Here is a 24325-nt window from a genome sequence, read left to right as displayed (position 1 = left end):
CCCCCGCGGCGCGAGGGTGCCCTTTCCCCTGGCTCAGCCCGCGGACGCGTCCGTCAAGGGCGAGGGGCAGGTGCCGCCGGGCTCCACGGTGAGTTCGTAGTGCCAGACCTCGTTGTCGTAGGTCTGACACAGCCCGAACCGCGAACCGTGCCGGGCGAACCAGTAGGCCGCGTCCGTGCGGCCGATGTCCACGGCCTCGCCGGTCACGTGCGAGGACTCCTCGGGAAGGGCCACCCATGCGGCAGCCTCCTCCTCACTCCCGTACACCTCGACCGCGGAGTCCAGCAGGAACCGCTGGTAGCGCTCACTACGCCACCCGCTCGTCACCAACACCTCGATCCCGTCCTCCCGCAGAGCGGCGTCGGCGGCCTCGCGCACGGCCGCCAGCAGCTCCGAGTCGAGTCCGGCCAGGGCGGGCACCTCCTCGGACGGGTCCAGGGCCTCGCCCTCGGCGACAAACCCGTCCTCCTCGCCCAGTGGGCTGAATCGGGTCACCGGAAGTTCCGAGGTCCACCCCCGATCATTGCCCTCCTCGGACGCGCCACCGCCGTTCGCGCCCGCCGCCGCGCAGCCCGCCAGAGCAGACATCACCAGCGCGGCGGAGAGGAGAACAGCCGGTCGAAAACGTGCACGGCGCATGGAAAATCCCTCCTCCGGGCCCGAGCCCCGCGCTCGGCACCGAGGGGCAGACCACCACGAGGGATGTTGCGCGGATGTCGGCCGCCGAGCCAACGTTTTCGCAACACGGCCCCCACCTACACTGAGGCTCCGCGACTCGACCACCGTGCCCGTGCCCCGACCCGGCACGACCGAGCGGTCCGGCCGAACAGGGGAGGACCACATGCGTGTACTGGTCGTCGAGGACGAGGTGTTCATGGCCGAGGCCCTCCAAGCGGGGCTGCGCCACGAGGCCATCGCCGCCGACGTCGCGCTGGACGGCGACGCCGCTCTGGAACGGCTCGGGCTCAACGACTACGACGTGGTCGTCCTCGACCGGGACATCCCCGGCACCCATGGCGACCAGGTGTGCGCGCTCATCGCCCGCGACCGCCCCCACACCCGGGTGCTGATGCTCACCGCCGCCACCCGGCTCAGGGACAAGGTGGACGGATTCTCCCTGGGAGCCGACGACTACCTCACCAAACCGTTCGCGGTGCGGGAGCTGGTCATGCGCTTGCGCGCGCTCGCGCGGCGGCCCGCCGCCACCGTCCAACCGGTGCTGGAGTGGGCCGACCTGCGCCTGGACCCCTACCGTCGCGAGGCCTACCGGAGCGGCCGCTACTTGAAGCTGCCCCGTAAGCAGTTCGCCGTCCTCGAACTGTTGATGCGCGCCGACGGGGGAGTGATCAGCGCGGAGACACTTTTGGAGAAGGCCTGGGACGAACACGCCGACCCCTTCACCAGCGCGCCCCGTGTCACGGTGTCCCAGCTGCGCAAGGCACTCGGCGAGCCGGACCCCATCGTCACCGTGTCCGGCGTCGGCTACCGCCTCGTCGTTCCCGAGGAGGGTCGGTGAACCGCCTCGAAGGGGATCATGGATCGGTTCGGGGGAGCGCACGCCTGCGACTGACCCTCGGCTACGCCGGGTTCCTGGTCTTCGCCGGTCTGGCCGTGCTGGTCGGCGTCTACGTGGTCCTGCGATACGTCCCCGACTATCCGCTCACCGCCGCCAACCCCCGCGACGCCGACAACGTGATCCCCGCCCGCCCGGAGATCCTGCGCGCCGTCGTCAACGTCTCGGGGGTGGTCCTGCTCATGTTGGCGGTGATCGGGCTGGTCGGCGGCTGGTTCCTGGCGGGTTGGGTGCTTCGCCCCCTGCGGCGGATCAACGAGGCCGTGCTGGTCGCCGCCACGGGGCGCCTGGGGCACAGGGTCGCGCTCTCGGGGCCCAACGACGAGTTCCGCCGGCTCGCCGACGCCTTCGACCACATGCTCGACCGCGTCCAGGACGCGTTCGAGGCACAGGAGCGCTTCGCCGCCAACGCCTCACACGAACTCCGGACCCCGCTGGCGGTCAACGCGACGCTTCTGGACGTGGCCCGCCGCGACCCCGAGGGGCAGGACCACCCCCGTCTCCTGGAGCGGCTCGACATCACCAACGCCCGCGCGATCGACCTCACCGAGGCGCTTTTGCGGCTGGCCGACGCCAACTCCGTCACCGCGGCCTCCGCGCCGACCGACCTCGCCGAGATCGCCCGCGGTGTGGTCACGGAGAGCGAGGACGAGGCGCGACGGTTCGGGGTACGACTGTGCCCGGCACTCACCCCGGCGCCCGCCATCGGCGACACCGTCCTACTCACCCAGCTCACCGAGAACCTGGTGCGCAACTCCCTGCGCCACAACATCGGCGTGGGCGGCGCCGGGACGGGTGACGACACCGAGGCGGGCACCGCGTCCGTGACCACCGGTCGCGATCCCCGCACGGGCGAGGCCGTCCTACGAGTCGAGAACACCGGACCCGTGTACACGGCGCGGACGGTCGCCCGTTTCCACGAACCCTTCCTCCGTGGCCAGGGGAGGATCGGCTCCGGTCAGGGCCATGGCCTGGGCCTGGCCCTGGTGGCGCGGGTCGTCGACGTCCACGGTGGCACCCTGGACCTGCGTCCGCGCGCGGGGGGAGGCCTGACCGTCACGGTCGTGCTGCCGCCGCCCTCGGATCGGGCCCCCGTCACGAGGCCGGTGCCTCAGTCGTCGTAGAAGGCCCGCTCCATGACCGCGCGGGCACGGCGGGTCGCCCGCAGGTACTCCTCGGTCAGCTGCTCCGCGGGTCCCACCGTCTCGGAGTCCTCGTCCTCGGAGTCGTCCCGGTAGCCCATGGCCTCGGCCAGGGCCGCACGCACCCGCAGGTCGGAGGGGAGCGAGTCGCCGCCCCGGCCGCGCTCCAGCATCACCATGCCGCGCACCCGGGACGCCAGCCGCCAGGCCTCCTCCAGCACCACGCCGTCCTCGGCGGCCAACAACCCGTGCGCCACGGCCACGCGCAGCGCCGCCAAGGTCCCGTTCACGCGCAGGTCCGGTTGTTGGTGGGCGTGCCGCAACTGGATCAGTTGGGCCACCCACTCCACGTCCGACAGGCCGCCCCGCCCCAGCTTCGTGTGCAGGGTCGGGTCGGCCCCGCGCGGCAACCGCTCGGCCTCCATCCGTGCCTTGAGCTTGCGGATCTCCAACACCGAGGCCGAGTCGATCCCACCTCGCGGGTAGCGCAGCGGGTCGATCAGGGCGATGAAGGCCGAGCGCAGCCCGTGGTCCCCGGCGATCGGCCGGGCCCGCAGCAGCGCCTGGCTCTCCCACACCTGTGACCAGCGCCCGTAGTAGGCCGCGTAGGAGGCCAGGGTGCGCACCACCGGTCCGCTCCTACCCTCCGGACGCAGATCGGTGTCCACCTTCAACGGTGGTTCCGCCTGCGGCATCTCCAACAACCGGGCCAGTTCCCGAACGATCGCCAACGCCTGCCTGGTGGCCGCCCCGGTCTCCACCCCCGGCATCGGGTCGTGCACGTACATCACGTCGGCGTCGCTGGTGTAGGTCAACTCACCGCCGCCGAACCGGCCCATCGCGATCACGCACACCCGGGTGAGCTCCTCACCGCCCGAGTCGGCCACCACCTTGGTGTAGGCGGCGCGCAGCGCGGCGTCGATGGTGACCGCGGCGATGTCGGTCAGCGCGCCGCCGACCTCCTCCACCGACGACACCTCCAACAGATCCGCCGAGGCCGTGCGCAACAGCTCCCGGCGGCGCAGCGCGCGCACCGCCGAGACCGCCTTCTCCGGGGTTTCGTACCGGCGCAGTGCCGCGTCCGCCTCCGCCATGAGCGTCTCGATCCGTCGACGTCGAAGGTGGGCGTCGTCGGCCAGGGTCGCCACCGACTCGGGGGCGCGCAGCAGCAGCTCGGTCACGTAACGACTGGTGCCCAGCAACCACGCCATCCGCTCGGCCACCCGCACGTCGTCACGCAGCAGCCGCAGGTACCACGGGGTGGTGCCGAGCGCCTCGCTGACCTGCCGGAACCCCAGCAGGCCCGCGTCCGGGTCGGGGGAGTCGGCGAACCAGCCCAACATCACCGGCAGCAACGTGCGCTGGATGGACGCCCGTCGGGACAGACCCGAGGTCAACGACTCCAGGTGCCGTAGCGACCCGCGCGGATCGGCGAAGCCCAGGGCGCCCAACCGGTCGACGGCCTGCTCGGGGGACAGGCGCGCCTCCTCGTCGGGCAGTTTGGCGACCGCGTTCAACAACGGTCGGTAGAACAACTTCTCGTGCAGGCGCCGCACCTCCGCCGACACCCGCTTGCGCGCACCGGTCAGCTCCCGCACCGGGTCCGCGCCGAACCCCAGCGCCCGACCCAACCGGCGCAACTGCGCGGGACCGTCCTGGGTCTTGGGATCGGGTATCAGGTGGGTGCGCCGCAACCGCTCCAACTGCAGCAGGTGCTCCATCCGGCGTAGGAACCGGTAGGCGTCGGTGAGTCCCGCCGCGTCCTTGCGTCCCACGTACCCGAACTCCGACAGCGCGGTGAGCGCCTGGAGGGTGTTGCCCGAACGCAGCCGGTCGTCGGTACGGCCGTGCACCAGCTGCAACAACTGCACGGAGAACTCGATGTCGCGCAGGCCGCCCGGGCCCAACTTCAGCTCGCGGTCGGCCTCACCGGTGGGGATGTGCGCCACCACCCGGCGGCGCATCGCCTGTACGTCCTCGACGAAGTCCTTGCGGCCGGCGGCCTCCCAGACCATCGGCGCGATCGCCTCGGTGTAGGCGCGGCCCAGCGCCACGTCACCGGCGATGGGACGGGCCTTGAGCAGTGCCTGGAACTCCCAGGTCTTGGCCCACCGGTCGTAGTAGGCCACGTGGCCGGCCAACGAGCGCACCAGGGGACCGCTCCGACCCTCGGGCCGGAGCGCGGGGTCGACCTCCCACAGGGTGCCCTCGGTGTCGGTCGCCGATGGGATCCGCATCATCGCCGTCGCCAGACGGGTGGCCGCGCGCAACGCGTCCTGCTCGTCGGCGTCCCCGACGGGCTCGGCCACGAACACCACGTCCACGTCACTGACGTAGTTGAGTTCGCGACCACCGCACTTGCCCATGCCGATCACGGCCAACCGGCACAGCTCGGCGTCCTCGGGCGACTCCGCCCGCGCCACCGCCAGCGCCGCGTCCAGTAGGGACGCGGCCAGGTCGGAGAGCTCCGCGGCGACCTCCTCCACCGAGTTCGTCTCGGTCAGGTCACGCCCGGCCAGACGCAGCAGCCGACGACGGTACGCCACCCGAACGGTGTGCCGCAGCGCCGTCCACGGATCCTCGTCCACGCCCTCGACCACCACCGGGTCGGCGACGGGTACCGCGTCGTCGGGCCGGGCGCCCACGGTGTGCAACAACCCCCGGCGCAGCTCCTCCGGTTGCGGGGTGCGCGCGGCGTCGGCGCCCCGCAACTCCCGCCAGTCCTCGGGGTAGCGCACGAGGTGGTCGGTCAGCGCGGTGCTGGCGCCCAGGATCCGGCACAGCCGCGCCCGCAGGTCCGGCTCCTCCCGCAGGGCGAGCAGCACGTCGTCGGGATCGGGGGAGACCTCCAGCACTCGGAGCAGACCCAACAGGGCCTGGTCCGGGTCGGCCGCCGCCGCGAGGGAGGTGAGGACCTCGGTGTCGGCCCTGGCGTCCAGCCCGGCCTGTTCCACCAACCTCAGGGCCTTGGGGCTGTCGCTGAAACCACGCCGGGCCAGCGCTCCTACTGTCATGTCGGTGCTTCCCTCCCTTGCCACGCGTCAACGGTAGCCGTCGATGGATAGCATGCCCCGGTCACCTCTACTCCCAAGGAGCGCACATGTCCGTTCTGGACGTCGAGATCGCCGACCTCACCGGGGGCCCGGCAGGCCTGGACCGGTACGCGGGCCAGGCGGTGCTGGTCGTCAACGTCGCCTCCCGGTGCGGACTGACCCCGCAGTACGCGACCCTGGAGAAGCTCCAGCGGAGTTACGCCGATCGGGGCTTCACCGTCCTGGGCGTGCCGTGCAACCAGTTCATGGGCCAGGAACCCGGCACCCACGAGGAGATCGCCACCTTCTGCTCCACCACCTATGGGACGACCTTCCCCATGACGGAGAAGGTCGACGTCAACGGCGAGGACCGTCACCCGCTGTACGCGGCCCTGGTGGAGACGGCGGACGCAGAGGGCCACACCGGCGACGTGCGGTGGAACTTCGAGAAGTTCCTCGTCGCCCCCGACGGCACCGTCGCGGCGCGCTTCGGTCCCCAGGTCGAGCCGGACTCCGGCGAGGTCACCAAGGCCATCGAGGCGGTTCTGCCGAACTGACCCGGAGACCAGGGACGAGGGAGGCCACCGGCGACGTGGAGAACGTCATCGGTGGCCTCCCTCATGCCCGGAGCCTCTCTCCAGGCCCACGCACTAGATGTCGTAGTACAGCTCGAACTCGCGCGGGTGCGGGCGCAGACGCAGGGAGTCGATCTCCTCGGTGCGCTTGAAGTCGATGTAGGTCTCGATCAGGTCCTTGGTGAAGACGCCGCCCTCCAGCAGGAACTCGTGGTCGGCCTCCAGGGCCTCCAGCGCCGCGTCCAGGGACGCCGGGACCGTCTCGATGTTCTCGGCCTCGGCCGGGGGCAGCTCGTACAGGTCCTTGTCGAGCGGCTCCGGCGGCTCGATCTTGTTCTTGACGCCGTCCAGACCCGCCATGAGCATGGCGGAGAAGGCCAGGTAGGGGTTGGCCGACGGGTCCGGCACCCGGAACTCGATGCGCTTGGCCTTGGGGTTGGAGCCGGTGAGCGGCAGACGGATGCAGGCCGAACGGTTGCGCTGGCTGTAGACCAGGTTGATCGGGGCCTCGTAACCCGGGACCAGGCGGTGGAAGGAGTTCACCGTCGGGTTGGTGAAGGCCAGCAGCGCCGAGGCGTGCTTGAGCAGACCACCGATGTAGTGACGCGCCGTGTCGGAGAGCTGGCCGTAGCCGGACTCGTCGAAGAACAGCGGCTCGCCTTCCTTCCACAGACTCTGGTGGCAGTGCATGCCGGAGCCGTTGTCACCGAAGAGCGGCTTGGGCATGAAGGTCGCCGTCTTGCCCGCGGCGTTGGCGACGTTCTTCACGATGTACTTGTACAGCTGCACGTTGTCGGCGTGCTTGAGCAGGGTGCCGAACCGGATGCCGATCTCGGCCTGACCGGCGGTGCCGACCTCGTGGTGCTGGAGCTCGACCTCGATGCCGGACTCGATGAGCGTCTTCACCATGTCCGAGCGCAGGTCGCTGTAGTGGTCGACCGGCTCGACCGGGAAGTAGCCGCCCTTGAAGCGCGGACGATACCCGCGGTTGCCGCCCTCGATCGCCGAGCCGGTGTTCCAGGCGCCCTCGATGGAGTCGATCTCGTAGTAGCCGGTGTTCGCGCTCGTCTTGAACTTGACGTCGTCGAAGATGTAGAACTCGGCCTCGGCACCGAAGAAGGCGGTGTCGGCGACGCCGCTGCCGCGCAGGTAGGCCTCGGCCTTGCGGGCGACGTTGCGCGGGTCGCGGCTGTAGGACTCCAGCGTGAGCGGGTCGTGGACGAAGAACGTCATGTTCAGCGTCTTGTGCTTGCGGAACGGGTCCAGCACGCCGGTGCTCAGGTCCGGCAGCAACAGCATGTCGGACTCGTGGATGGCCTGGAAGCCGCGGATCGAGGAACCGTCGAACATCTGGCCGTCGGTGAAGGTGGACTCGTCCACGTTCTCGGTCGGGAGGGTCACGTGGTTCACGCCCCCGAACAGGTCCGTGAAACGGACATCGAGGAATGCGACGTCCTCGTCTCGGATGTAGGCGAGGACCTCATCGACGCTGCTGAACAAAACGGAACCTCCGTGCAGGTGGCTGAGACGGCGGGTCGGTGGGTCCGCTCCATCGCGGGGCCCGTCGACCACACGCCGTCTCCCGGCTTCGCTCTCGAAGCTAGGAGCGCGTGATTTCCACGCCATGTCTCGATTGTTTCTTGCATGTTACGGAGCGAGGTGATCACGTGGACGACCCCCATGGGGCGGTGATTCCGCCTGTTTCAAGGGCGAATCGGCCCGTCGGCGTGGTTCGGGGGTGATCGGTCCCACCCGGGTTCGCGGCCGGCGTCACACCATCCGTGCCCACCCGGGTGCGGGTGTCCGTGACGTGCCTATACCGTGAAAACCATGAGTGACGAGAGCCGGTCCACCGCCGACCCCGACGACGACTTCCGCTACCGGGGGAACCGGCTCGGGCTGCCCGAGGAAGGTCCTCGATCGGTGCCGGGCGTGGTCCGTCGACTCGTCGGCCTGGCCCTGGACTGGGCCGTGGCGAGCCTCCTCGTCTGGGGGGCCATCAACGCGGGTCTGATCGGCCGGGAACTCGCGGCGGCCGCCGCGAGCGGTGGGGAGCAGGAGGCCCTGGCCCTGACCAACTTCACCACCCTGTCCACCCTGGTGGTGTTCGCGGCGATGAGCATCGTGCTGCTGACCCTGTTCGGTACAACGATCGGGCGGCGGATCGTCGGCGTCGGGATCACGGCCACGGGAGAGCGTTCCTGGCCCTGGTTCGTGTCCATGACGGTGCGGACCCTGCTGTTGTGCCTGGTGATTCCGGCCGTGGTCTACGACCGTGACACACGTGGTCTACACGACCGGGCCGCGGGCACCATCGCGACCCGTTACTGACCCCTCACAGGACGCGTCGGACCGGCGTCGGGTGCGTCGGGGCGCCCTTCGGGCTGCTGTTAGCATCCTGAACAGCTTTTCCCGGGGCCGCGAGCCTTCTGGCCGCCCTGACCCCGCCCCCTCCAAGGTCTTCTTCGTATCCGAAGGTTCGCATGGCTGGAAAACGTTCCGCCCCTCACTCGTCAGGTGCCCTGGGCGCCACAAGAATGTCCGGGGGACAGTGGATCGCCTGTGCCGTCACGGCGTTGACCATCGTCGCAAGTCTGGGCGGCTACGGCTGGTACCAGGGGTTGATCGGCAACATCACCACCACGCAGGTGGACACCGACGAATGGGACCGGCCCACCAGCGTCGAGGGGGTCATGAACCTCCTCATCATCGGGTCCGACGTGCGCTCGGGTGAGAACGCCGACTACGGCGAGGCCGAGGGCGAGCGCCCCGACACCATGCTCATCGCCAGCGTCAACGTGGACAACGGCGCCGCCACCCTGGTCAACCTGCCCCGCGACCTCATGGTGGACCTGCCCGGCTGTGAGGCCGTGGAGGGCTACGAGGGCATGGGCGCCCACCAGGGCATGGTCAACTCCGCGATGACCTTCGGCGGGGTGGGCTGCCAGTGGAAGGCCGTGGAACAGGTGACCGGTGTGCACCTGGACCACTTCGTCATGATGGACTTCACCGGGTTCAAGGACATGGTGGACGCCCTGGGCGGGGTACAGATGTGCATCCCCGAGGCCGTCGACGACCCCAAGGCCCACCTACAACTGGACGCCGGACTCCAGACACTCGATGGCGAAGACTCCCTGGGCTTCGTGCGTTCCCGCTACGCCCAAGGGGACGGCAGCGACCTGTCGCGGATCGACCGGCAACAGGAGTTCATGGGCGCCATGCTCCGCGAGGTCCTCAGCAGCGATGTCATGACCAACCCGGTCACCATCACCAACTTCCTCGGCGCCGTCACCGACTCCATCAGTACCGACGACGACCTCACGGTCGACATCATGACCGACCTGGCCATCTCCATGCGCGAGGTCGACCTGGACCGGGTCCAGTTCGTCACCGTCCCCAACGGGGCGCATCCCGACGACGAGAACCGCATCATGATGAGCCAGCCCCAGGCCTCGGAGCTGTTCGAGGCGATCAACGCGGGTGTGGACCTGGCGGGCGAGGACGACGACACCTCCGACAACAAGGACGACGAGGAGGGGACGGAGTCGGTCGATCCCGCCGACGTCACGGTCCAGGTGGTCAACAACACCGGCATCGACGGGCTCGCCCTGGAGATCCAGGCCGTCCTGGTCCAGGAGGGTTACGTGGTCACCGGTACCGGTAACCCCGAACTGCGCGCCCCCGAGGCCACCACGGTCTACCACGGTCCGGGCGAGGAGGCGGCGGCCGAGTTGCTCGCCGGTTCCCTGGAGAACGCCGTGACCGAGGAGGCCGAGGGGCTGGAGCAGACCCTCGAAGTGGTGGCCGGGTCCGACTGGAACGGTTTCTCCGGGAGCTCCTCCGCCGAGACCGACCTGTCCATTACCGACGATCTCGGCGGAGTCACCGCCGAAGAGGCCGAGGAGAGCGCTTGCTGAGGTGAGCGGTCCGGCCACCGCGCCCGGTGGCCGGACCGACGGCCGGGGTCTGACACAGGGATACCGTTCCGGTAGCATCCGGGGGGTTACGTCCGAGTACACCACCGCGGTCCCTCCCGTGGCGGATCCCCTCCCGGACACTCCCACCTCTCTCGTGCCCCAGATCGGATCGCAGGTGCCCTCTTGGCCCCAAGAAACGTGTCCAAGGCCGCCGTCGCAGGCAAGATGACCCTTGGGAAATGGGCGGCGTGCGTCGCGACCGGTGTGCTCATCGCCGCGAGTCTGGTCGTCTACACCGGTTACCAGGGAATCTTCGGTATCGACACCGCGGACGTGGACCCCGACGGCTGGGGTGACCGTCCCGCCCAGGTCGAGGGACTGCACAACATCCTGCTGCTGGGCACCGACGAGCGCGCGGGGGACAACGCCGAGTACAACGAGCTCAACGGCATCCGCCCCGACGTCCTGGTCGTCGTCAGCATCGACGTGGACAAGGGCGGGGTGACGATGGTCAACCTCCCGCGTGACACGATGGTCGAGATCCCCCCGTGCGAGGCGACGGAGGGGGAGGGTGCGGGCTGGTCGGGCGGCGTCGACCAGCTCAACCACGCCATGACCTACGGCGGGATGGACTGCCAGGGCAACACGGTGGAGACCATCACCGGGATCCACCTCGACCACATGGTCCTGGTGGACTTCGCCGGGTTCGAGCACATCGTCGACTCCATCGGTGGCATCAAGATGTGCGTTCCCGAGCCCGTGGACGACCCCAAGGCGCACATCGAGCTGGACGCGGGGGAGCAGAGGCTCAACGGGGAACAGGCACTCGGCCTGGCCCGCTCCCGGGACAGCGCGGCCAACGGCAGCGACCTGGGGCGCATCGAGAACCAGCAGCGCATGATGGGTGCCATCCTGCGCGAGGTCACCTCCGGGGACATCCTGGCCAAACCCAACAACCTGATCTCCTTCCTGGACTCGGTCACCGACAGTCTCACCACCGACAGTGAGTTCACCGTCGACAAGATGACCGAGCTGGCCATCGCCATGCGCGAGGTCGACCTGGGCCGGATGAACATGGTCACCGCGCCCGTCGAGGACTACCCGGTCGACCCCAACAAGGTGCAGTTCCAGGAGACCGCCGCGCAGGACCTGTTCACCTCCGTGGCCGCAGGCGAGCTCGTCGAGGAGGAGGGCTCCGAGGAATCCGGGGACGACTCGGTCGCCGTGGAACCCTCCGACGTGTCCCTGCTGTTGCTCAACAACACCGGGGTCGACGGTCTGGGAAGTCAGGTCGAACCCCTGTTGGTCGAGGAGGGGTTCACGGTCACCGACACGACCAACCCCGAACTGCGGGTCCCGGAGGCCACCACCGTCTACCACGGGCCCGACAGGGCCGAACACGCCGAGGTCCTGGCCGAGGCCGTCCAAGGCGGCGCGGAGATCGTGGAGGAGCCTTCCCTGGGGGAGGACCTGGAGTTGGTCATGAGCGGCGGCTGGGAGGGCATCGCCGGTGCGGGCGGTGGTTCCGGCGGCGGTTCCAGCGTCGAGGACCTGGGGGGTACCAGCGCCGCGGAGGACAAGGTCAGCTGCGACTGATCCGGCACCTGCTTCTCTTCGCACGAAGGGCCCGTATCCGTCTTCGCCGGGTGCGGGCCCGCTTTCGTTTCCACGGTTTATCGTTTATCGTTAATATCGATGAACGATAAGGAGGCGATCGTGTCCCTCGAAGCATCGACCCGTCGATCCCGTCTGCGGTGGAGTCGTACCGACTCCGTGGCCATGCGGTTCGTCCTGGTCCTCGGCATGATCCTGGTGTGCGCGACCATGGCGCTCTCACTGCTGTGGATCACCACCGGCCTCTCCGTGGGCGGTTTCGGACAGACCGACCGGGTCACCGTGCACCAGCCGATCGACGCCCCGGGCACGGTTCCCGACGTCGAACTGTCGGTAGACGACGTCACTATCGCCGCCGAGTCCACGATGACGCTCGTCTTCGAGGACCCGAGTGTCACGGAGCGCCTCATGCTGGTGCTGCCCACCCTGCTCGTCCAAGCCGCGGCCCTGGTGGTGCTCTACCTGGTGCTGCGGGTGGTCCGCAGCCAGGAGAAGGGCGATCCCTTCGTCCCGGCCAACGTGCGACGCGTCCACACCATCGCGTTCACCGTCATCGTCGCGTCGATCCTGGTCCCCGTCGTGCGGGGCCTGGCCGGGCTCTTCCTCCAGGACGGGGTGGTGCCTACCGAGGGGATGGTGCTCGTGGCCTTCGAGATCACCCTGGGGTCGGCCCCGCTGGTCGGACTACTGACAGGTCTGACGCTGGCCGCGCTCGCCGAGGTGTTCCGTCGGGGCGCGCGTATGCGCGACGACGTCGACGGTCTCGTCTGATGCCACCGGAAGAGGCCACCGGCATCCGGATCCACCTGGACAAGCTCCTCGCCCGGCGCGGAATGACCCTCACCGAACTCTCCGAGCGGGTCGGCGTCACCGTGGTCAACCTGTCCGTGCTCAAGAACGGGCGGGCCAAGGCGATCCGCTTCTCCACCCTGGCCGCCCTGTGCCGGGAACTGGACTGTCAGCCCGGGGATCTCATCGGCCACGAACCGGACCCTTGAGTCCGCCCACGTGAACGGGGCCGCCGCACCGGTCGGTGCGGCGGCCCCGTGGAAGGCCCGTCGACGGGGTGGAGGCGGCCCCGATCAGCCCATCTTGCCGCGCATGCCCTTCGGCATCTTGGCGCCCTTGGGCATGGGGCCCTTGGGCATCTGCATCGCGGCCGGAAGCGCCTTGAGGCGGTAGTTCAGCTCGGCGGTGCCGGACTTGTCCAGGTTACGGGGCAGCTTCACCAAAGCCCGCTGCAGCTTGGAGACGGGCACCTGGTCCTCGCCGTTGCCGACCTTGAAGTCGTAGATGGGCGTGTCGTTGGCCACGCGCGACACCCGCTTCTTCTCACCGGCGATGAGGCCGCGCAGGCGACCCGGGTCGCCCTCGCCGACCAGGACCACGCCGGGGCGGCCCACCACGCGATGGACGACGTCCATCTGCTTGTTCGCGGCCACACCGGGCTCGACCACCCAGTTGCCGCGCATGTTCTCCAGGATCGCCATACCGGCGCCCAGCCGGCCGTCGAGCATCTTGTACTGCACCTTCTGGGCGGATCGGGTGAACATGATGAACCCGACCAAGAAGGCGATCGGCAGACCGGTCAGCGGCCAGATGATCCAGGAACCGGTCCAGATGCCGATACCGATGAAGACGGCGAAGATCACGAGCGCGACGGTGATCGCGAGCGGGATCGTGCGCGGGCTCTGCTGGTGGACGACCTTGGCGACCATGCCGATCTGCTTCAACCGGCCCGGCTGCTTCTCGCCACCCTTACCGGCGGACGTGGTGTCGGACTTCTTCGCCATGGTTCTTTCAGGCAGCGCACACCGAGTGACTCGGTGGGGAAGGGTCCCTCTGCTGCCTTGCCTCCTCTACGCGGTCGACCTTCGGTGCGGCGCCTTGTCGGCGCCACGAACAGGGCGCCTCGGAACCACCAGGATATGCGTCCGAGCACCCACATGCGGAACGGTGGCCCGCGGGCCACCGTTCCAGGTTGGTCACGACTGTGACGAAACGTTCGTTATGCGTTGTTCGTGGCCGCCGCGGCCTGGGCCTCACGCTTCTCGCGCGCCTGCTTGTACAGGGTGCCCGCGCGGTAGGACGAACGCACCAGCGGACCGGACATGACACCGGCGAAACCGATCTCCTCGGCCTCCTTGCCCAGCTCCACGAACTCCTGCGGCTTCACCCAACGGTCGATCGGGTGGTGCAGCTTGGAGGGACGCAGGTACTGGGTGATGGTGAGCAGGTCACAGCCGGCCTCGTGCAGGTCGCGCATGGCCTCGCTGATCTCCTCACGGGTCTCGCCCATGCCCAGGATCAGGTTCGACTTGGTGACCAGGCCGTCCTCGCGGGCCATGGTGATGACGTCCAAAGAGCGCTGGTAGCGGAAGCCCGGGCGGATGCGCTTGAAAATCCGCGGCACCGTCTCCACGTTGTGGGCCAGCACCTCCGGACGCGAACCGAACACCTCGGCCAGCTGGTCGGGGTCGGCGTTGAAGTCCGGGATGAGCAGCTCGACGCCGGTGTCGGGGTTGAGCTCGTGGATCTTGCGGACCGTCTCGGCGTACAGCCAGGCGCCGCCGTCCTCCAGGTCGTCACGGGCCACACCGGTGACGGTGGCGTAGCGCAGCTCCATCTTCTGGACTGAGGTGGCGACCTTGGTCGGTTCCATCTTGTCCAGGGCGGTGGGCTTGCCGGTGGCGATCTGGCAGAAGTCGCAGCGGCGGGTGCACTGGTCACCACCGATGAGGAACGTGGCCTCCCGGTCCTCCCAGCACTCGTAGATGTTGGGGCATCCCGCCTCCTGACAGACGGTGTGCAGGCCCTCGCCCTTGACCAGGGACTGGAGCTCGGTGTACTCGGGCCCCATGTGCGCCTTGATCTTGATCCACGGCGGCTTTCTCTCGATGGGGGTCTCGCTGTTGCGCGCCTCCACGCGCAGCAGCTTGCGGCCCTCAGGAGCGATGGTCAACGCGAACCCGTTCCCTTCTGTACCCCTGTGACGGGGACCCTCGCGCCCCTTGTGGGGGCGGCACGTCCCGGTGGGGACTGGCTCTTGGTGTGGACTGTCATGCTCGGGCGGTGGCGTCGGTGAGCAGTTCGGCGCCGTCGGTGTGGCTGAATCCCGCCGCGCCGAGCACGTCGGCCAGATGCCGTTCGAGGCGCGGTCGCACGTCGGCGACGGTGACGGCGCGCCCCAGTTCGTTGGTGAGCGAGGTGACCCCCGCGTCGGAGATCCCGCAGGGGACGATCCGGTCGAACCACGACATGTCATTCTCGCAGTTGAGGGCGAGTCCGTGCATCCCGACCCCGCGGGCGATCCGACAACCGATCGCGGAGACCTTGCGTTCGATGAGGCCGCGCTCGGGATCGGCGTCCAACCACACTCCGCTGCGATCCTTCACGCGCTTACCGGTGAGGCCGTACTCCGCGATGGTGCGGATGACGGATTCCTCCAGCATGCGGACGTAGGCGATCACATCGATGGGTTGATCCAGCTTGACGATGGGGTACACCGTGAGCTGTCCGGGGCCGTGCCAGGTGATCTTGCCGCCTCGATCGATGTCCACGACGGGTGCGCCGGGGTCGGTGATGGGACGATCCCACCTCCCGGTGCGTTTGCCCGCGGTGTAGACGGGTTCGTGTTCGAGGAACAGGACGGTGTCGGGCAGCTCGTCGGCGACGCGGCTCTGGTGGAGTCGCTTCTGCAGATCCCAACCCTGGTGGTACGGGACGGGAGTGTCGCCCAGCCATGCGTAAACGAGATCACTCACACCCCCACCTTACGCCCCGACGGAAGGGGAGGGTCGGGGCAGGATGTCGGAAAGCGCACTGTCGATGTCGGGCAGAAGGAAGGAATAGCCGGCCCTCTCCAGGCGTTCGGGTCGGGCCCTCAGATCGACGAGCGCGCTCTCCTCGGTGAAGCCGCCCAGGGCCAAGCGGACCGCGGGCGGGGAGAGGGGCACGACGGCGGGGCGCCCCAAGGCCCTGGCGAGCGCCCGGGTGAAGTCGGCGTTGCTCACCGGTTCGGGCGCGCACAGGTTCACCGGGCCGGTCACGTCCGGCCGCTCCAACAGGAACCGGATGGCGCCGATCTGGTCGATCAGCGAGATCCACGTCAGGTACTGGGTGCCCGACCCCAGCCGACCGCCGAGGCCCACGCGGTACAGCGGCAACAGGGAGCGGAGTATGCCGCCCTCCCGGGCCAGGACCACCCCGCTGCGCAGATGGGCCACCGACATTCCGGCCTCCCGCGCGGGAAGCGTGGCCTCCTCCCAGCCCCGACACAATTCGGCGAGGAAGCCCTCGCCGGCGGGACCGTCCTCGGTGGCCACGGCGTCGCCGGTCGCACCATAGAAGTGGGCGCCCGAGGCGCTCAGCAGGCGCGTGGGCGGGTGCCGCATCCCGGCCACGGCCCGACACAGGCCCAGGGTGCCCTCCACCCGGCTACGACGGATGAGACGGCGTCGACGTCGGGTCCACAACCCGGGGCCGAACGGTTCACCGGCCAAGTGGACGACGGCCTCGGTCCCGGCCAGGGCCACGGAGTCCACCCGCCCCAGTTGGGCGCGCCACTCGGCCTCCTCCAAACCGGGCGTCTCGCTCCGTCGCGGAGGACGCCGGACCAGGGCCACCACCGTGTGTCCGTCCGCCAGCAGGGAGGCGGTCAGCGCGCGACCGACCATCCCGGTCGCACCCGTGATCGCCACTCTCATGCCCAGGGGTTTACCCGCTGGTAGGAGACCACTCGAAGTTTTCTCGACCTTTTTCGGCGAAAGCCCTGCGCGGGGTCCCCGGGTCTTCTAGGTTGAGTCGTGGGACAGGGAACTCCGCGTCAGCGCGGAGATACCCTGGGCGATCCTCGGATCGTCCAGGCGGGCGAGAGCCCGCGCACAGACCTTTGATGATGGGGATCATCAGGGGATGGTGATTGGTGGGGTAGAAAGGCGGGGCGGTGCCGGAAACGGCGCCGCCCCGCTTCCATGTTCTCTCGGCGACCCCTGGGGGCGGGTGCCGACCGAGTCGGGAACGGGCGGCGGGAGACGCCGCGGTGCCGAAGGCGGGGATCGTCAGCCGGGGTAGGGGCGGTCGCGTCTGGCGTGGCGCAGGGACTCGCCCCACCAGGCCAACTGGTCGAGCATCTCGTCCACCGCGGCCTCCGCGCCGCGCAGCTCCTCGCCCCCGGTGCCGGCCACGAACAGACCTTGGGCGTTGTGCAGGCTCACCGAGGTGCGCACCGACGTCATGTGCAGTTCACTGAAGACCCCGCGCAGCTGCTCCACGGCGCGCAGGCCGCCCGACATCCCTCCGTAGGAGACGAAGGCGACCGGCTTGGCGAACCACTCCTTGCGGGCCGAGTCGATGGCGCTCTTGAGCGGACCGGGATAGCCGTGGTTGTACTCGGGGGTCACCACCACGAAGGCGTCGGCGGCGTCGATCGCGCGGGAGAACCCGGTGGCTTCGGGACCCTGGTCGTCGGCCCAGTGATCGCCCACGTCCAAGACGTCGACATCCACACCGGGGCGGGCCGCCACGAGGTCGAGGAACCAGGCCGCGATGACCGGCCCCGTGCGTCCCCGGCGACCGCCTCCGAGGAGGATGGCCACTCGAAGGTTCTCCTGGTGCATGTGGGTCCTTTTCCTGGGCGCGAAGGGACATACGCCCCCAGCGTACGAGCTCAAGTTAGCTTGAGGTCAAGGCCATGGAAGGTGACACCATGCTCACCATGAGGGCGCTCCCGGCACGGGAACGGCCCGGGGCCGGCACCGTACGCGGTGCCGGCCCCGGGCCGTTCCAGGCGCTGCGAGAAAGGGTCAGGCCAGACCCAGCTCGCTCTCGAAGGCGCCCTCCTCCAGGCGTTCCTTGACCGTCTGCAGGAAGTGGCCGGCGTCGGCGCTGTCGATCAGACGGTGGTCGTGGGCCATCGACAGGTAGACCATCGAACGGACCGCGATGACCTCGCCGCCCACGGCCTCGTCCTCGACGACGACGGGACGCTTGACGACGGTGCCGGTCTCCAGGATGGCGACCTGCGGCTGGTTGATGATCGGCGTGCCGAACAGTGCGCCGGTGTGGCCGGTCTCGGAGATCGAGAACGTGCCGCCGCCCAGCTCGTCCGGGCCGAGCTTGCCGGTGTGGGCGCGCTCGGTCAGGTCGGTCAGGCTACGGGCCAGGTCACCGAGGCCGAGCTCGCCGGCGTTCTTGACCACCGGGGCGAGCAGGCCCCGCTCGGTGTCCACCGAGACGGCGAGGTTCTCCACGTCGTGGTAGGTCACCGTCTGGTCGGCGGCGTTGATCACCGCGTTGACCTTCGGGTGGGCCTTGAGGGCCTCCACCGTGGCGGCGGCGAAGAACGGGAAGAAGTTCAGCTCGACGCCCTCGCGCTTGGCGAAGTCCGCGCCGACCTGCTCGCTCAGACGCGCCACCTTGCTGACGTCGACCTCGATGACCTGGGTCGTCGTGGCGGAGATGCGCAGCGACTCGACCATGCGGTCCGCGATCGACTTGCGCAGACGGCTCAGCTTCTCAGTGCGGCCGCGCAGCGAGGTGTCCGAGGAGGCCTTCTTGGCCGGGGTCGACGCGGCGGGCGCCGACGCGGCGGCCTTCTGCTCCTCCGCGGCCTTGAGCACGTCCTGCTTACGGACACGACCGCCCACACCGGTACCGGAGACACGGCTCAGGTCGACACGGTGCTCGGAGGCCAGCTTGCGCACCAGCGGCGTCACGTAGGCCTCGGTCACGGCGTCGGTGCCGGAGGCGCGACCCGTTCCGCTGAGCGTCTCGATGTCCACCGAGGGGCCGTCCGTGGAGTCCTGCTCCTGTGCGGCGGGAGCGGGCGTGGACGGGGCGGGGGCGCTCGCGGGCTTCGGCTCGGGCTCGGGCTCGGCCGGGGCGGCGGGAGCGGCCGGCTCCTCCGTGGCAGCGGCACCGGAACCACCGATGAGGGCGATCTGGGCGCCGATCTCGACGGTGTCGTCCTCCTCGACGAGGATCTTGGTGAGCACCCCGGAGACCGGGGACGGGATCTCGGTGTCCACCTTGTCGGTGGAGACCTCAAGGAGCGGCTCGTCCACCTCGACGGTGTCGCCCACGCTCTTGAGCCACTGGGTGACGGTCCCCTCGGTGACGCTCTCACCCAGGGCGGGCATGGAAACGGAAGTCGGCATGGGTTCCTCGTTGGATCTGGACGCGGTACCTGCCCAGGCCTTGATGGGCAGCGCGGATGTGGTCGGGGGCGGGCCTCCGGGGAGGCCCGCCCCCTGGCGAAACGATCAGTCGTGGACGTGCAGCGGCTTGCCGGCCAGTGCGAGGTGCGCCTCGCCCAGTGCCTCGGACTGGCTCGGGTGCGGGTGGATCAGCTGGGCCACCTCGGAGGGCAGGGCCTCCCAGTTGTAGATCAGCTGCCCCTCGGCGATCAGCTCGCCGACACGGCTGCCCACCATGTGGACTCCCAGCACGGGCCCGTCCTTCTCGGCGATGACCTTGACCGCGCCCTGGGTCTGCAGGATCTGGCTTTTGCCGTTGCCCGCCAGGTTGTAGTTCATCTCGACGACGTCGTGACCGCGCTCCTTGGCCACCTCGGTGGTCAGACCGACGGACGCGACCTCGGGCTCACAGTACGTGACACGGGGAACACCGTCGTAGTCGATCGCCGGCGGGTTCTGCCCGGCGATGTGCTCGGCGACGAAGATGCCCTCGGCGAAGCCCACGTGCGCGAGCTGCAGGGTCGGGATCAGGTCGCCGACCGCGTAGACATCGCCCACACCGGTGTGCAGGTTCTCGTCGACCTGGACGAAGCCGCGGTCCAGGGTGACGCCCTGCTCCTCGTAGCCCAGACCCTCGGAGACCGGGCCGCGACCGATGGCCACCAGCAGGACCTCGGCCTCCAGGGTCTTGCCACCCTCAAGGGTGACGACCACGCCGGAGTCGGTGGTCTTGACCGACTCGAACGGCTTGCCGAGCTCGGACTTGATCTTGCGCTTGCGGAAGGCCCGTTCCAAAAGCTTGGAGCTGGACTCCTCCTCGACGGGGACCAGGTGCTTGAGGGCCTCGACGATGGTGACGTCGGCGCCGTAGGAACGCCACACGCTGGCGAACTCCACACCGATCACGCCGCCGCCCAGGACGATGACGGACTCGGGGACGCGGTTCAGCTCCATGGCCTGGTCACTGGTCATGACCTTCTCGCCGTCGATCTCCAGCCCGAGGGTCTTGGGCTTGGAACCGGTCGCCAAGAGGACGTTCTTCCCCTTGTAGACCTTGCCGTCGACGGTGACCTCGTCCTTGCCGGTGAGCTTGCCCTCACCCTCGACGACGGTGATCTTGCGGGCCTTGATCAGGCCGCTCAGGCCCTTGTACAGGCCGTTGATCACCTTGTCCTTGTACTGGTGCACGGCCTCGATGTCGATGCCCTCGAAGGACGCCTTGACACCGAAGGTCTCGCTCTCCTTGGCGGAGTCGGCGACCTCGGCCGAGTGCAGCAGGGCCTTGGTGGGGATGCAGCCGCGGTGCAGGCAGGTGCCGCCGAGCTTGTCTTTCTCGATCAGGACGACGTTCATGTCCAGCTCGGCGGCGCGAAGCGCCGCCGCGTAGCCGCCGCTGCCGCCGCCAAGGACGACAAGGTCGAAGGTACCGCCGCTCTCACTCACGGGAACGAACTCCTAGTTCAGTGGCTGATGGTGGTGGGTCCCCACGGCCGTTCGGGGCCGAAGTGGTCCGCCGTCGAGGGACCGTGGGGTGCCGTTTCGGGACGGCGCTCGGGCTCGTTGTCGTCGAGCGCCGCCCCGACCGACTACTTGCTCGCGTAGTCCTCGGCGATGCGGACGAGGGTGCGGGTACCCGCACCCGTGCCGCCCTTGGGGGTGTATCCGTGCGGACCGCCCTGGTTGAAGGAGGGTCCGGCGACGTCGAGGTGGGCCCACTTGTTGCCCTCCTCGATGAACTCCTTGAGGAAGATGCCCGCGGAGAGCATCCCGCCCCAGCGCTCGCCCGCCACGTTGGCGATGTCGGCGACCGCGGAGTTGAGACCGGCGCGCAGCTCGGCCGGGAGCGGCATCGGCCAGGAGGCCTCGCCCTCGGCGGTCGCGGCCGCGACGACCTCGTCACGGACGGCGTCGTCGTTGGACATGACCGCGAAGACGCGGGTGCCCAGGGCGACGAGCTGCGCGCCCGTGAGGGTGGCGATGTCCACGACCAGGTCCGGCCCGTCCTCCTGGGCGCGGACCAGGGCGTCGGCCATGACCAGACGGCCCTCGGCGTCGGTGTTGAGGACCTCGACGGTCTTGCCGCCGTAGATGCTCAGCACGTCCGAGGGGCGCTGGGCGGTGCCACTGGGCATGTTCTCGGCCACGGCCAGGTAGCCGACGGCGTTGACCTTCAGGCCCAGGGTGGAGATGGCCCGCATGGCGGCCAGCACGGAGGCGGCGCCGCTCATGTCCGACTTCATCCAGTCCATCGAGCCCGCGGGCTTGAGGGACAGACCGCCGGAGTCGAACGTGATGCCCTTGCCGACGAAGGCGACCTTCTTGGTGGCCTCCGGGTGGCTGTAGGCCAGACGCACCAGGCGGGGCGCGTTCGACGAACCCTGACCGACGCCGGTGATGCCGCCGTAGCCGCCCTCGGACAGGGCCTGCTCGTCGAGGACCTCGATCTCCAGGTCCGCCTGCTGGGCGATCTCCTGCGCCGCGATGGCCAGGTCCTCGGGGACCAGGTCGGCCGGGGCGGTGTTGACGAGGTCACGGGTGTAGGAGACGGCTTCGGCCAGGACGGCGGCGCGCTCGACGGCGTCCTCGGCACCGGAGGCCTCACTGACCAGGGTCAGCGTGGCCTCGGCGTTCTTGGTCGCCTTCCTCTGCGCGGCCTCGGTGGTGCGGTAACGGTCGAAGGCGTAGGCGCCGAGTCGGGCACCCAGGGCCACGGCACCGACCTGATCGGTGGTGGTCGCGGGCAGGGCCAACACGACACGGCCCGCGCCCTCGGGACGCGAGCTCAGCGTACGCAGCGCGGCACCGGCCGCGCGGGAAAGCACGTCGGAGTCGACGGGACCGTCGGTGGGCGCCGGGCCGAGACCGACCGCGACGACGACCGGGGCCTTGACGGCTCCGAGGGAGGCAAGAGTGTGCACCTCCTCAGGGGCGCCGCTCGCTCCCAGGAGCGACAGGGTCGTGCCGAGGCCGCCGGAGAAGGCGGCGTCGACGGAATGAGCGCCCGACGCGGGCTCCGGAGCGTCGCCTCCGGAGTGATAACCGACGACAACCGCGTCGGCGTCGAGCGAACTGGGGGACTCCGTGTTTACTGACAACGTCGTGCTCACGTCCCTGATGCTAGTCCTCTCGTGGCCCCGGCGGCGACGCGGCGCCCCGCTTCGCCGCGGCCCTGACACGGCGTTCCGCGGCTTGGCGCGTCGCGAGCCGTCCCCCCGGTGGGTCGGATCCCTCCCGCGCGATGTGGGCGCCTTTGGTCACTTTCCGGGGGTGTCGCACGGGATCGGCGGCGCCGCGGTTGGTCGCCCCCGCGAAGTCTCGCCGAAACTCCGTGTGAATAAATGTGATCATGGCTACACCGGTTCCCTCGCGGGGGTTTCGATCAGGCGCAGGCGGCCGTCACCAGCAGCGCCGTCGTCACGGCGATCTCCACCAAGGCCCCCAGAACGTCCCCGGTGATCCCGCCCAACCGACGTACCGCGTGCCACAACATCCCGCCGGCCACGACGACCCCCAGCACGACGCCGGCCGCGCAGGCGAGCGCGAACCCGGGGGAGTGGACCAGTCCGAGGGCGCACAGCGCGAGCACACCCGCGGCGATCGACATCGCCGTCGGAACACCGACCGTGCCCGCGACGAACGCGCCCAACCCGTCCGGGCGGGCCGAGGGTACCCGGCGCAGGCACGCGAGCGTCGCCGCCAGCCGCCCCGCGGCCCCGGCCGTCGTCGCGCCCACCACCGCCGCCCAGAAGGAGACCTCCGTCAGCTCCGCCAGGGCCAGCGACTGCGCACCGACCGCCACCAACAGGGTCAGCACACCGAAGGGTCCGATGTCGGAGCGTCGCATCACCTCCAGGGCGTCCGCGGCGGGCCGACCACTGCCCAGCCCGTCGGCCAGGTCGGCCAGACCGTCCAAGTGCAGCCCACGGGTGAACAGGGCTCCGGCGCCCACCGCCAGGAGCGCGGCCAGCGGAGCGGACCACCCCAGCCACGTACCGAAGCCGGCCACGGCCCCGATCGCCGCGCCCAGCAGGGCGCCCAGGACGGGGGCCCACAGCATCGCCCGACCGGCCACCGCGCGATCCACCCGCTCCACGCGCACCGGCCACACGGTGAAGGTGCCCACCGCCATGCGCAGCCCCGCCACCGTGTCGCCGTCGCCGTCGCCCGTACGGCTCACCGAAGCTCCACCACGCGACCGGCCGTGGCCAGGACGACCTCCTCGGACTCGGCGCCGACCCATTGGTTGAGCAGTCCCAGCCGGTCCCGGAAGAGTCGCCCGGCGCGGGTCGCCGGAACCACCCCCGAACCGACCTCGTTGGTCACCGCCACCACGTACGCCCGGGTGGAGCGCCAGGCGGCCAACAATTCCTCGATGGCCGCGTCCACGTGGGCCTCGGCGTCCGGGGGAGGTTCCTCCTCCCACAGGCCGCTCCGGTCCATCACCGCCGTCAGCCAGGTCCCCAGGCAGTCGATCAACACCGCGCCCCGCCGTTCGCGCAGCAGGTCGGCCAGTTCGATGGTCTGCTCGGTCCGCCACCACCAGGGGCGACGACTGATGTGCAGGGCGATCCGTTCCGCCCATTCGGGGTCGCTCGCGGCGTCGGGGGCCGGGCCGGTGGCGGCGTACACGACCTTCGGTTCGGCCAGCAGCCGGAGTTCGGCCTCGGTCGACTTGCCCGATCGGGCGCCGCCGGTGACCAGGGTCCGGTGCGGGCCGCGCGGTCGGGACTCGGGCCACACCGAGGGCGGGCACGTCATCGTCGTGCCGTCGGTGGGCGCCAGCGCACCCCACAACCGGGCTCGACGGGCGAACTCGCGGGGCGAACGGATCCGGTGGTCGCCGCCGACCGCCACCACCGCGGTGGTCACCCCGATCACACCCGAGCGGCGCAGCTCACCGATCACCTCCGGGCGCTGCGCGGCGTCGACGATGACCATGTCCACCTGGTTCTCGGAGGCCGAGGTGTAGGCCGACGCGCCGTCCGGAAGTTCCTCGGCGGGCGGCCCGCCGGGTCGTGTCCCCGGGCCGGAACGGGCGTACAGCAGCCGGCCGCCGTCGGGCGCCTCCACCCGGATCCCCTCGGGGGTGGGCGTGACCGTGTAGTCGGGCGGCACCGGGCCGACGGTCCCCGACTCACGAATACGGAACCGGTCGTCGACGGTCACCCTCAGCGGAAGTCGACGGTCCGAACGAGCCTTGTTGCAGGATGCACAGGTGCATTGAGGTGCGGGCCAGCCCGCGGGGCCCGCTGTCCCCAGAAATCGGATACGCACCT

At 69.7% G+C, this 24325-nt stretch carries 21 protein-coding genes; 8 read left to right on the top strand and 13 right to left on the bottom strand.

The genetic code is table 11. The features are described from left to right. Window positions 1-33: 33 nt before the first annotated feature. A complete protein-coding gene (locus ACWGKS_RS12600; RefSeq protein WP_358511002.1) occupies window positions 34-639 on the bottom strand; it encodes a M15 family metallopeptidase in 606 nt (201 codons plus the stop codon). Window positions 640-841: 202 nt separating this feature from the next. On the opposite strand from ACWGKS_RS12600, the gene ACWGKS_RS12595 reads away from it, so the two are divergent. Together ACWGKS_RS12595 and ACWGKS_RS12590 are read left to right on the top strand one after the other, a co-directional pair. Continuing rightward, complete coding sequence (locus ACWGKS_RS12595) at window positions 842-1516, top strand: response regulator transcription factor (protein WP_358511006.1); 675 nt, start codon at window positions 842-844, stop codon at window positions 1514-1516. Then, window positions 1513-2697, top strand: a complete 1185-nt coding sequence (locus ACWGKS_RS12590; RefSeq protein WP_358511008.1) for a sensor histidine kinase — start codon at window positions 1513-1515, stop codon at window positions 2695-2697. Before ACWGKS_RS12595 ends, ACWGKS_RS12590 begins: the two co-directional genes overlap by 4 nt. Here ACWGKS_RS12590 and ACWGKS_RS12585 read toward each other — a convergent pair. Further along, entirely contained in the window at window positions 2685-5729 is a 3045-nt protein-coding gene (locus tag ACWGKS_RS12585) for a bifunctional [glutamine synthetase] adenylyltransferase/[glutamine synthetase]-adenylyl-L-tyrosine phosphorylase (RefSeq protein ID WP_358511011.1), read from the bottom strand. The two genes, ACWGKS_RS12590 and ACWGKS_RS12585, sit on opposite strands and share 13 nt — an antisense overlap. Before the next feature lie 86 nt (window positions 5730-5815). Between ACWGKS_RS12585 and ACWGKS_RS12580 the strand changes: the two genes are divergently transcribed. After that, window positions 5816-6304 carry a glutathione peroxidase gene (locus ACWGKS_RS12580; protein WP_358511014.1) on the top strand — a complete coding sequence of 163 codons (489 nt, stop codon included), beginning with the start codon at window positions 5816-5818 and terminating at the stop codon, window positions 6302-6304. A gap of 93 nt (window positions 6305-6397) precedes the next feature. On the opposite strand, the gene glnA is transcribed toward ACWGKS_RS12580, so the two are convergent. Continuing rightward, window positions 6398-7822, bottom strand: a complete 1425-nt coding sequence (gene glnA, locus ACWGKS_RS12575) for a type I glutamate--ammonia ligase (RefSeq protein WP_452522632.1) — start codon at window positions 7820-7822, stop codon at window positions 6398-6400. Between the two features lie 330 nt (window positions 7823-8152). Between glnA and ACWGKS_RS12570 the strand changes: the two genes are divergently transcribed. From ACWGKS_RS12570 to ACWGKS_RS12550, 5 genes are all read left to right on the top strand, one after another. Next, window positions 8153-8653, top strand: a complete 501-nt coding sequence (locus tag ACWGKS_RS12570) for an RDD family protein (protein ID WP_358516367.1) — start codon at window positions 8153-8155, stop codon at window positions 8651-8653. A gap of 152 nt (window positions 8654-8805) precedes the next feature. After that, window positions 8806-10239: an LCP family protein gene (locus ACWGKS_RS12565; protein WP_452522630.1), complete on the top strand. Its 1434-nt coding sequence runs from the start codon at window positions 8806-8808 to the stop codon at window positions 10237-10239. A 225-nt stretch (window positions 10240-10464) separates the two neighbouring features. Continuing rightward, a complete protein-coding gene (locus ACWGKS_RS12560; protein ID WP_358514586.1) occupies window positions 10465-11835 on the top strand; it encodes an LCP family protein in 1371 nt (456 codons plus the stop codon). A 99-nt stretch (window positions 11836-11934) separates the two neighbouring features. Further along, window positions 11935-12624 carry a DUF2975 domain-containing protein gene (locus tag ACWGKS_RS12555; RefSeq protein WP_358514578.1) on the top strand — a complete coding sequence of 230 codons (690 nt, stop codon included), beginning with the start codon at window positions 11935-11937 and terminating at the stop codon, window positions 12622-12624. Next, window positions 12624-12851 carry a helix-turn-helix domain-containing protein gene (locus ACWGKS_RS12550; protein WP_358514576.1) on the top strand — a complete coding sequence of 76 codons (228 nt, stop codon included), beginning with the start codon at window positions 12624-12626 and terminating at the stop codon, window positions 12849-12851. The genes ACWGKS_RS12555 and ACWGKS_RS12550 overlap by 1 nt, the downstream gene beginning before the upstream one ends. A gap of 84 nt (window positions 12852-12935) precedes the next feature. Here the strand turns inward: ACWGKS_RS12550 and ACWGKS_RS12545 are convergent, their stop codons facing one another. From ACWGKS_RS12545 to ACWGKS_RS12500, 10 genes are all read right to left on the bottom strand, one after another. Next, entirely contained in the window at window positions 12936-13646 is a 711-nt protein-coding gene (locus ACWGKS_RS12545) for a DUF4191 domain-containing protein (RefSeq protein ID WP_358514574.1), read from the bottom strand. A gap of 215 nt (window positions 13647-13861) precedes the next feature. Further along, entirely contained in the window at window positions 13862-14815 is a 954-nt protein-coding gene (gene lipA, locus ACWGKS_RS12540) for a lipoyl synthase (protein WP_067606887.1), read from the bottom strand. Between the two features lie 97 nt (window positions 14816-14912). Next, on the bottom strand, window positions 14913-15617 hold the full coding sequence (gene lipB, locus ACWGKS_RS12535) for a lipoyl(octanoyl) transferase LipB (protein ID WP_358514572.1): 705 nt from the start codon (window positions 15615-15617) through the stop codon (window positions 14913-14915). A gap of 9 nt (window positions 15618-15626) precedes the next feature. Further along, window positions 15627-16559, bottom strand: a complete 933-nt coding sequence (locus tag ACWGKS_RS12530) for a TIGR01777 family oxidoreductase (protein ID WP_358514569.1) — start codon at window positions 16557-16559, stop codon at window positions 15627-15629. Between the two features lie 354 nt (window positions 16560-16913). Continuing rightward, the gene (locus ACWGKS_RS12525) at window positions 16914-17471 is read right to left on the bottom strand and encodes an NADPH-dependent FMN reductase (RefSeq protein ID WP_358514567.1); all 558 of its coding nucleotides are present in this window, start codon (window positions 17469-17471) and stop codon (window positions 16914-16916) included. Window positions 17472-17657: 186 nt separating this feature from the next. Continuing rightward, window positions 17658-19010, bottom strand: a complete 1353-nt coding sequence (gene sucB / locus ACWGKS_RS12520; protein WP_452522626.1) for a 2-oxoglutarate dehydrogenase, E2 component, dihydrolipoamide succinyltransferase — start codon at window positions 19008-19010, stop codon at window positions 17658-17660. 105 nt (window positions 19011-19115) lie between these two features. Continuing rightward, window positions 19116-20492, bottom strand: coding sequence for a dihydrolipoyl dehydrogenase (gene lpdA / locus ACWGKS_RS12515; RefSeq protein WP_358514563.1), 1377 nt, complete (start codon window positions 20490-20492; stop codon window positions 19116-19118). A 143-nt stretch (window positions 20493-20635) separates the two neighbouring features. Then, complete coding sequence (locus ACWGKS_RS12510) at window positions 20636-22156, bottom strand: leucyl aminopeptidase (RefSeq protein ID WP_358514561.1); 1521 nt, start codon at window positions 22154-22156, stop codon at window positions 20636-20638. A gap of 272 nt (window positions 22157-22428) precedes the next feature. Continuing rightward, window positions 22429-23178 (bottom strand): adenosylcobinamide-GDP ribazoletransferase, encoded by a 750-nt coding sequence (locus ACWGKS_RS12505; protein ID WP_358514584.1) that lies wholly within the window; start codon window positions 23176-23178, stop codon window positions 22429-22431. A 44-nt stretch (window positions 23179-23222) separates the two neighbouring features. Next, a complete protein-coding gene (locus ACWGKS_RS12500; protein ID WP_358514559.1) occupies window positions 23223-24215 on the bottom strand; it encodes a bifunctional adenosylcobinamide kinase/adenosylcobinamide-phosphate guanylyltransferase in 993 nt (330 codons plus the stop codon). Window positions 24216-24325: the final 110 nt, after the last annotated feature.

The organism is Nocardiopsis sp. NPDC055879, from assembly GCF_053615935.1.
The sequence above is the reverse complement of the archived record's forward strand: the minus strand, read 5'-3'. Positions and strand labels throughout refer to the sequence as shown.

What these genes read in the sequence shown, in the direction of transcription:
- ACWGKS_RS12600 (WP_358511002.1), bottom strand. Translation starts at nt 639, where the DNA reads ATGCGCCGTGCACGTTTTCGACCGGCTGTTCTCCTCTCCGCCGCGCTG.
- ACWGKS_RS12595 (WP_358511006.1), top strand. Translation starts at nt 842, where the DNA reads ATGCGTGTACTGGTCGTCGAGGACGAGGTGTTCATGGCCGAGGCCCTC.
- ACWGKS_RS12585 (WP_358511011.1), bottom strand. Translation starts at nt 5,729, where the DNA reads ATGACAGTAGGAGCGCTGGCCCGGCGTGGTTTCAGCGACAGCCCCAAG.
- ACWGKS_RS12580 (WP_358511014.1), top strand. Translation starts at nt 5,816, where the DNA reads ATGTCCGTTCTGGACGTCGAGATCGCCGACCTCACCGGGGGCCCGGCA.
- ACWGKS_RS12570 (WP_358516367.1), top strand. Translation starts at nt 8,153, where the DNA reads ATGAGTGACGAGAGCCGGTCCACCGCCGACCCCGACGACGACTTCCGC.
- ACWGKS_RS12565 (WP_452522630.1), top strand. Translation starts at nt 8,806, where the DNA reads ATGGCTGGAAAACGTTCCGCCCCTCACTCGTCAGGTGCCCTGGGCGCC.
- ACWGKS_RS12560 (WP_358514586.1), top strand. Translation starts at nt 10,465, where the DNA reads ATGACCCTTGGGAAATGGGCGGCGTGCGTCGCGACCGGTGTGCTCATC.
- ACWGKS_RS12555 (WP_358514578.1), top strand. Translation starts at nt 11,935, where the DNA reads ATGAACGATAAGGAGGCGATCGTGTCCCTCGAAGCATCGACCCGTCGA.
- ACWGKS_RS12550 (WP_358514576.1), top strand. Translation starts at nt 12,624, where the DNA reads ATGCCACCGGAAGAGGCCACCGGCATCCGGATCCACCTGGACAAGCTC.
- ACWGKS_RS12545 (WP_358514574.1), bottom strand. Translation starts at nt 13,646, where the DNA reads ATGGCGAAGAAGTCCGACACCACGTCCGCCGGTAAGGGTGGCGAGAAG.
- ACWGKS_RS12530 (WP_358514569.1), bottom strand. Translation starts at nt 16,559, where the DNA reads ATGAGAGTGGCGATCACGGGTGCGACCGGGATGGTCGGTCGCGCGCTG.
- ACWGKS_RS12525 (WP_358514567.1), bottom strand. Translation starts at nt 17,471, where the DNA reads ATGCACCAGGAGAACCTTCGAGTGGCCATCCTCCTCGGAGGCGGTCGC.
- sucB (WP_452522626.1), bottom strand. Translation starts at nt 19,010, where the DNA reads ATGCCGACTTCCGTTTCCATGCCCGCCCTGGGTGAGAGCGTCACCGAG.
- ACWGKS_RS12505 (WP_358514584.1), bottom strand. Translation starts at nt 23,178, where the DNA reads ATGGCGGTGGGCACCTTCACCGTGTGGCCGGTGCGCGTGGAGCGGGTG.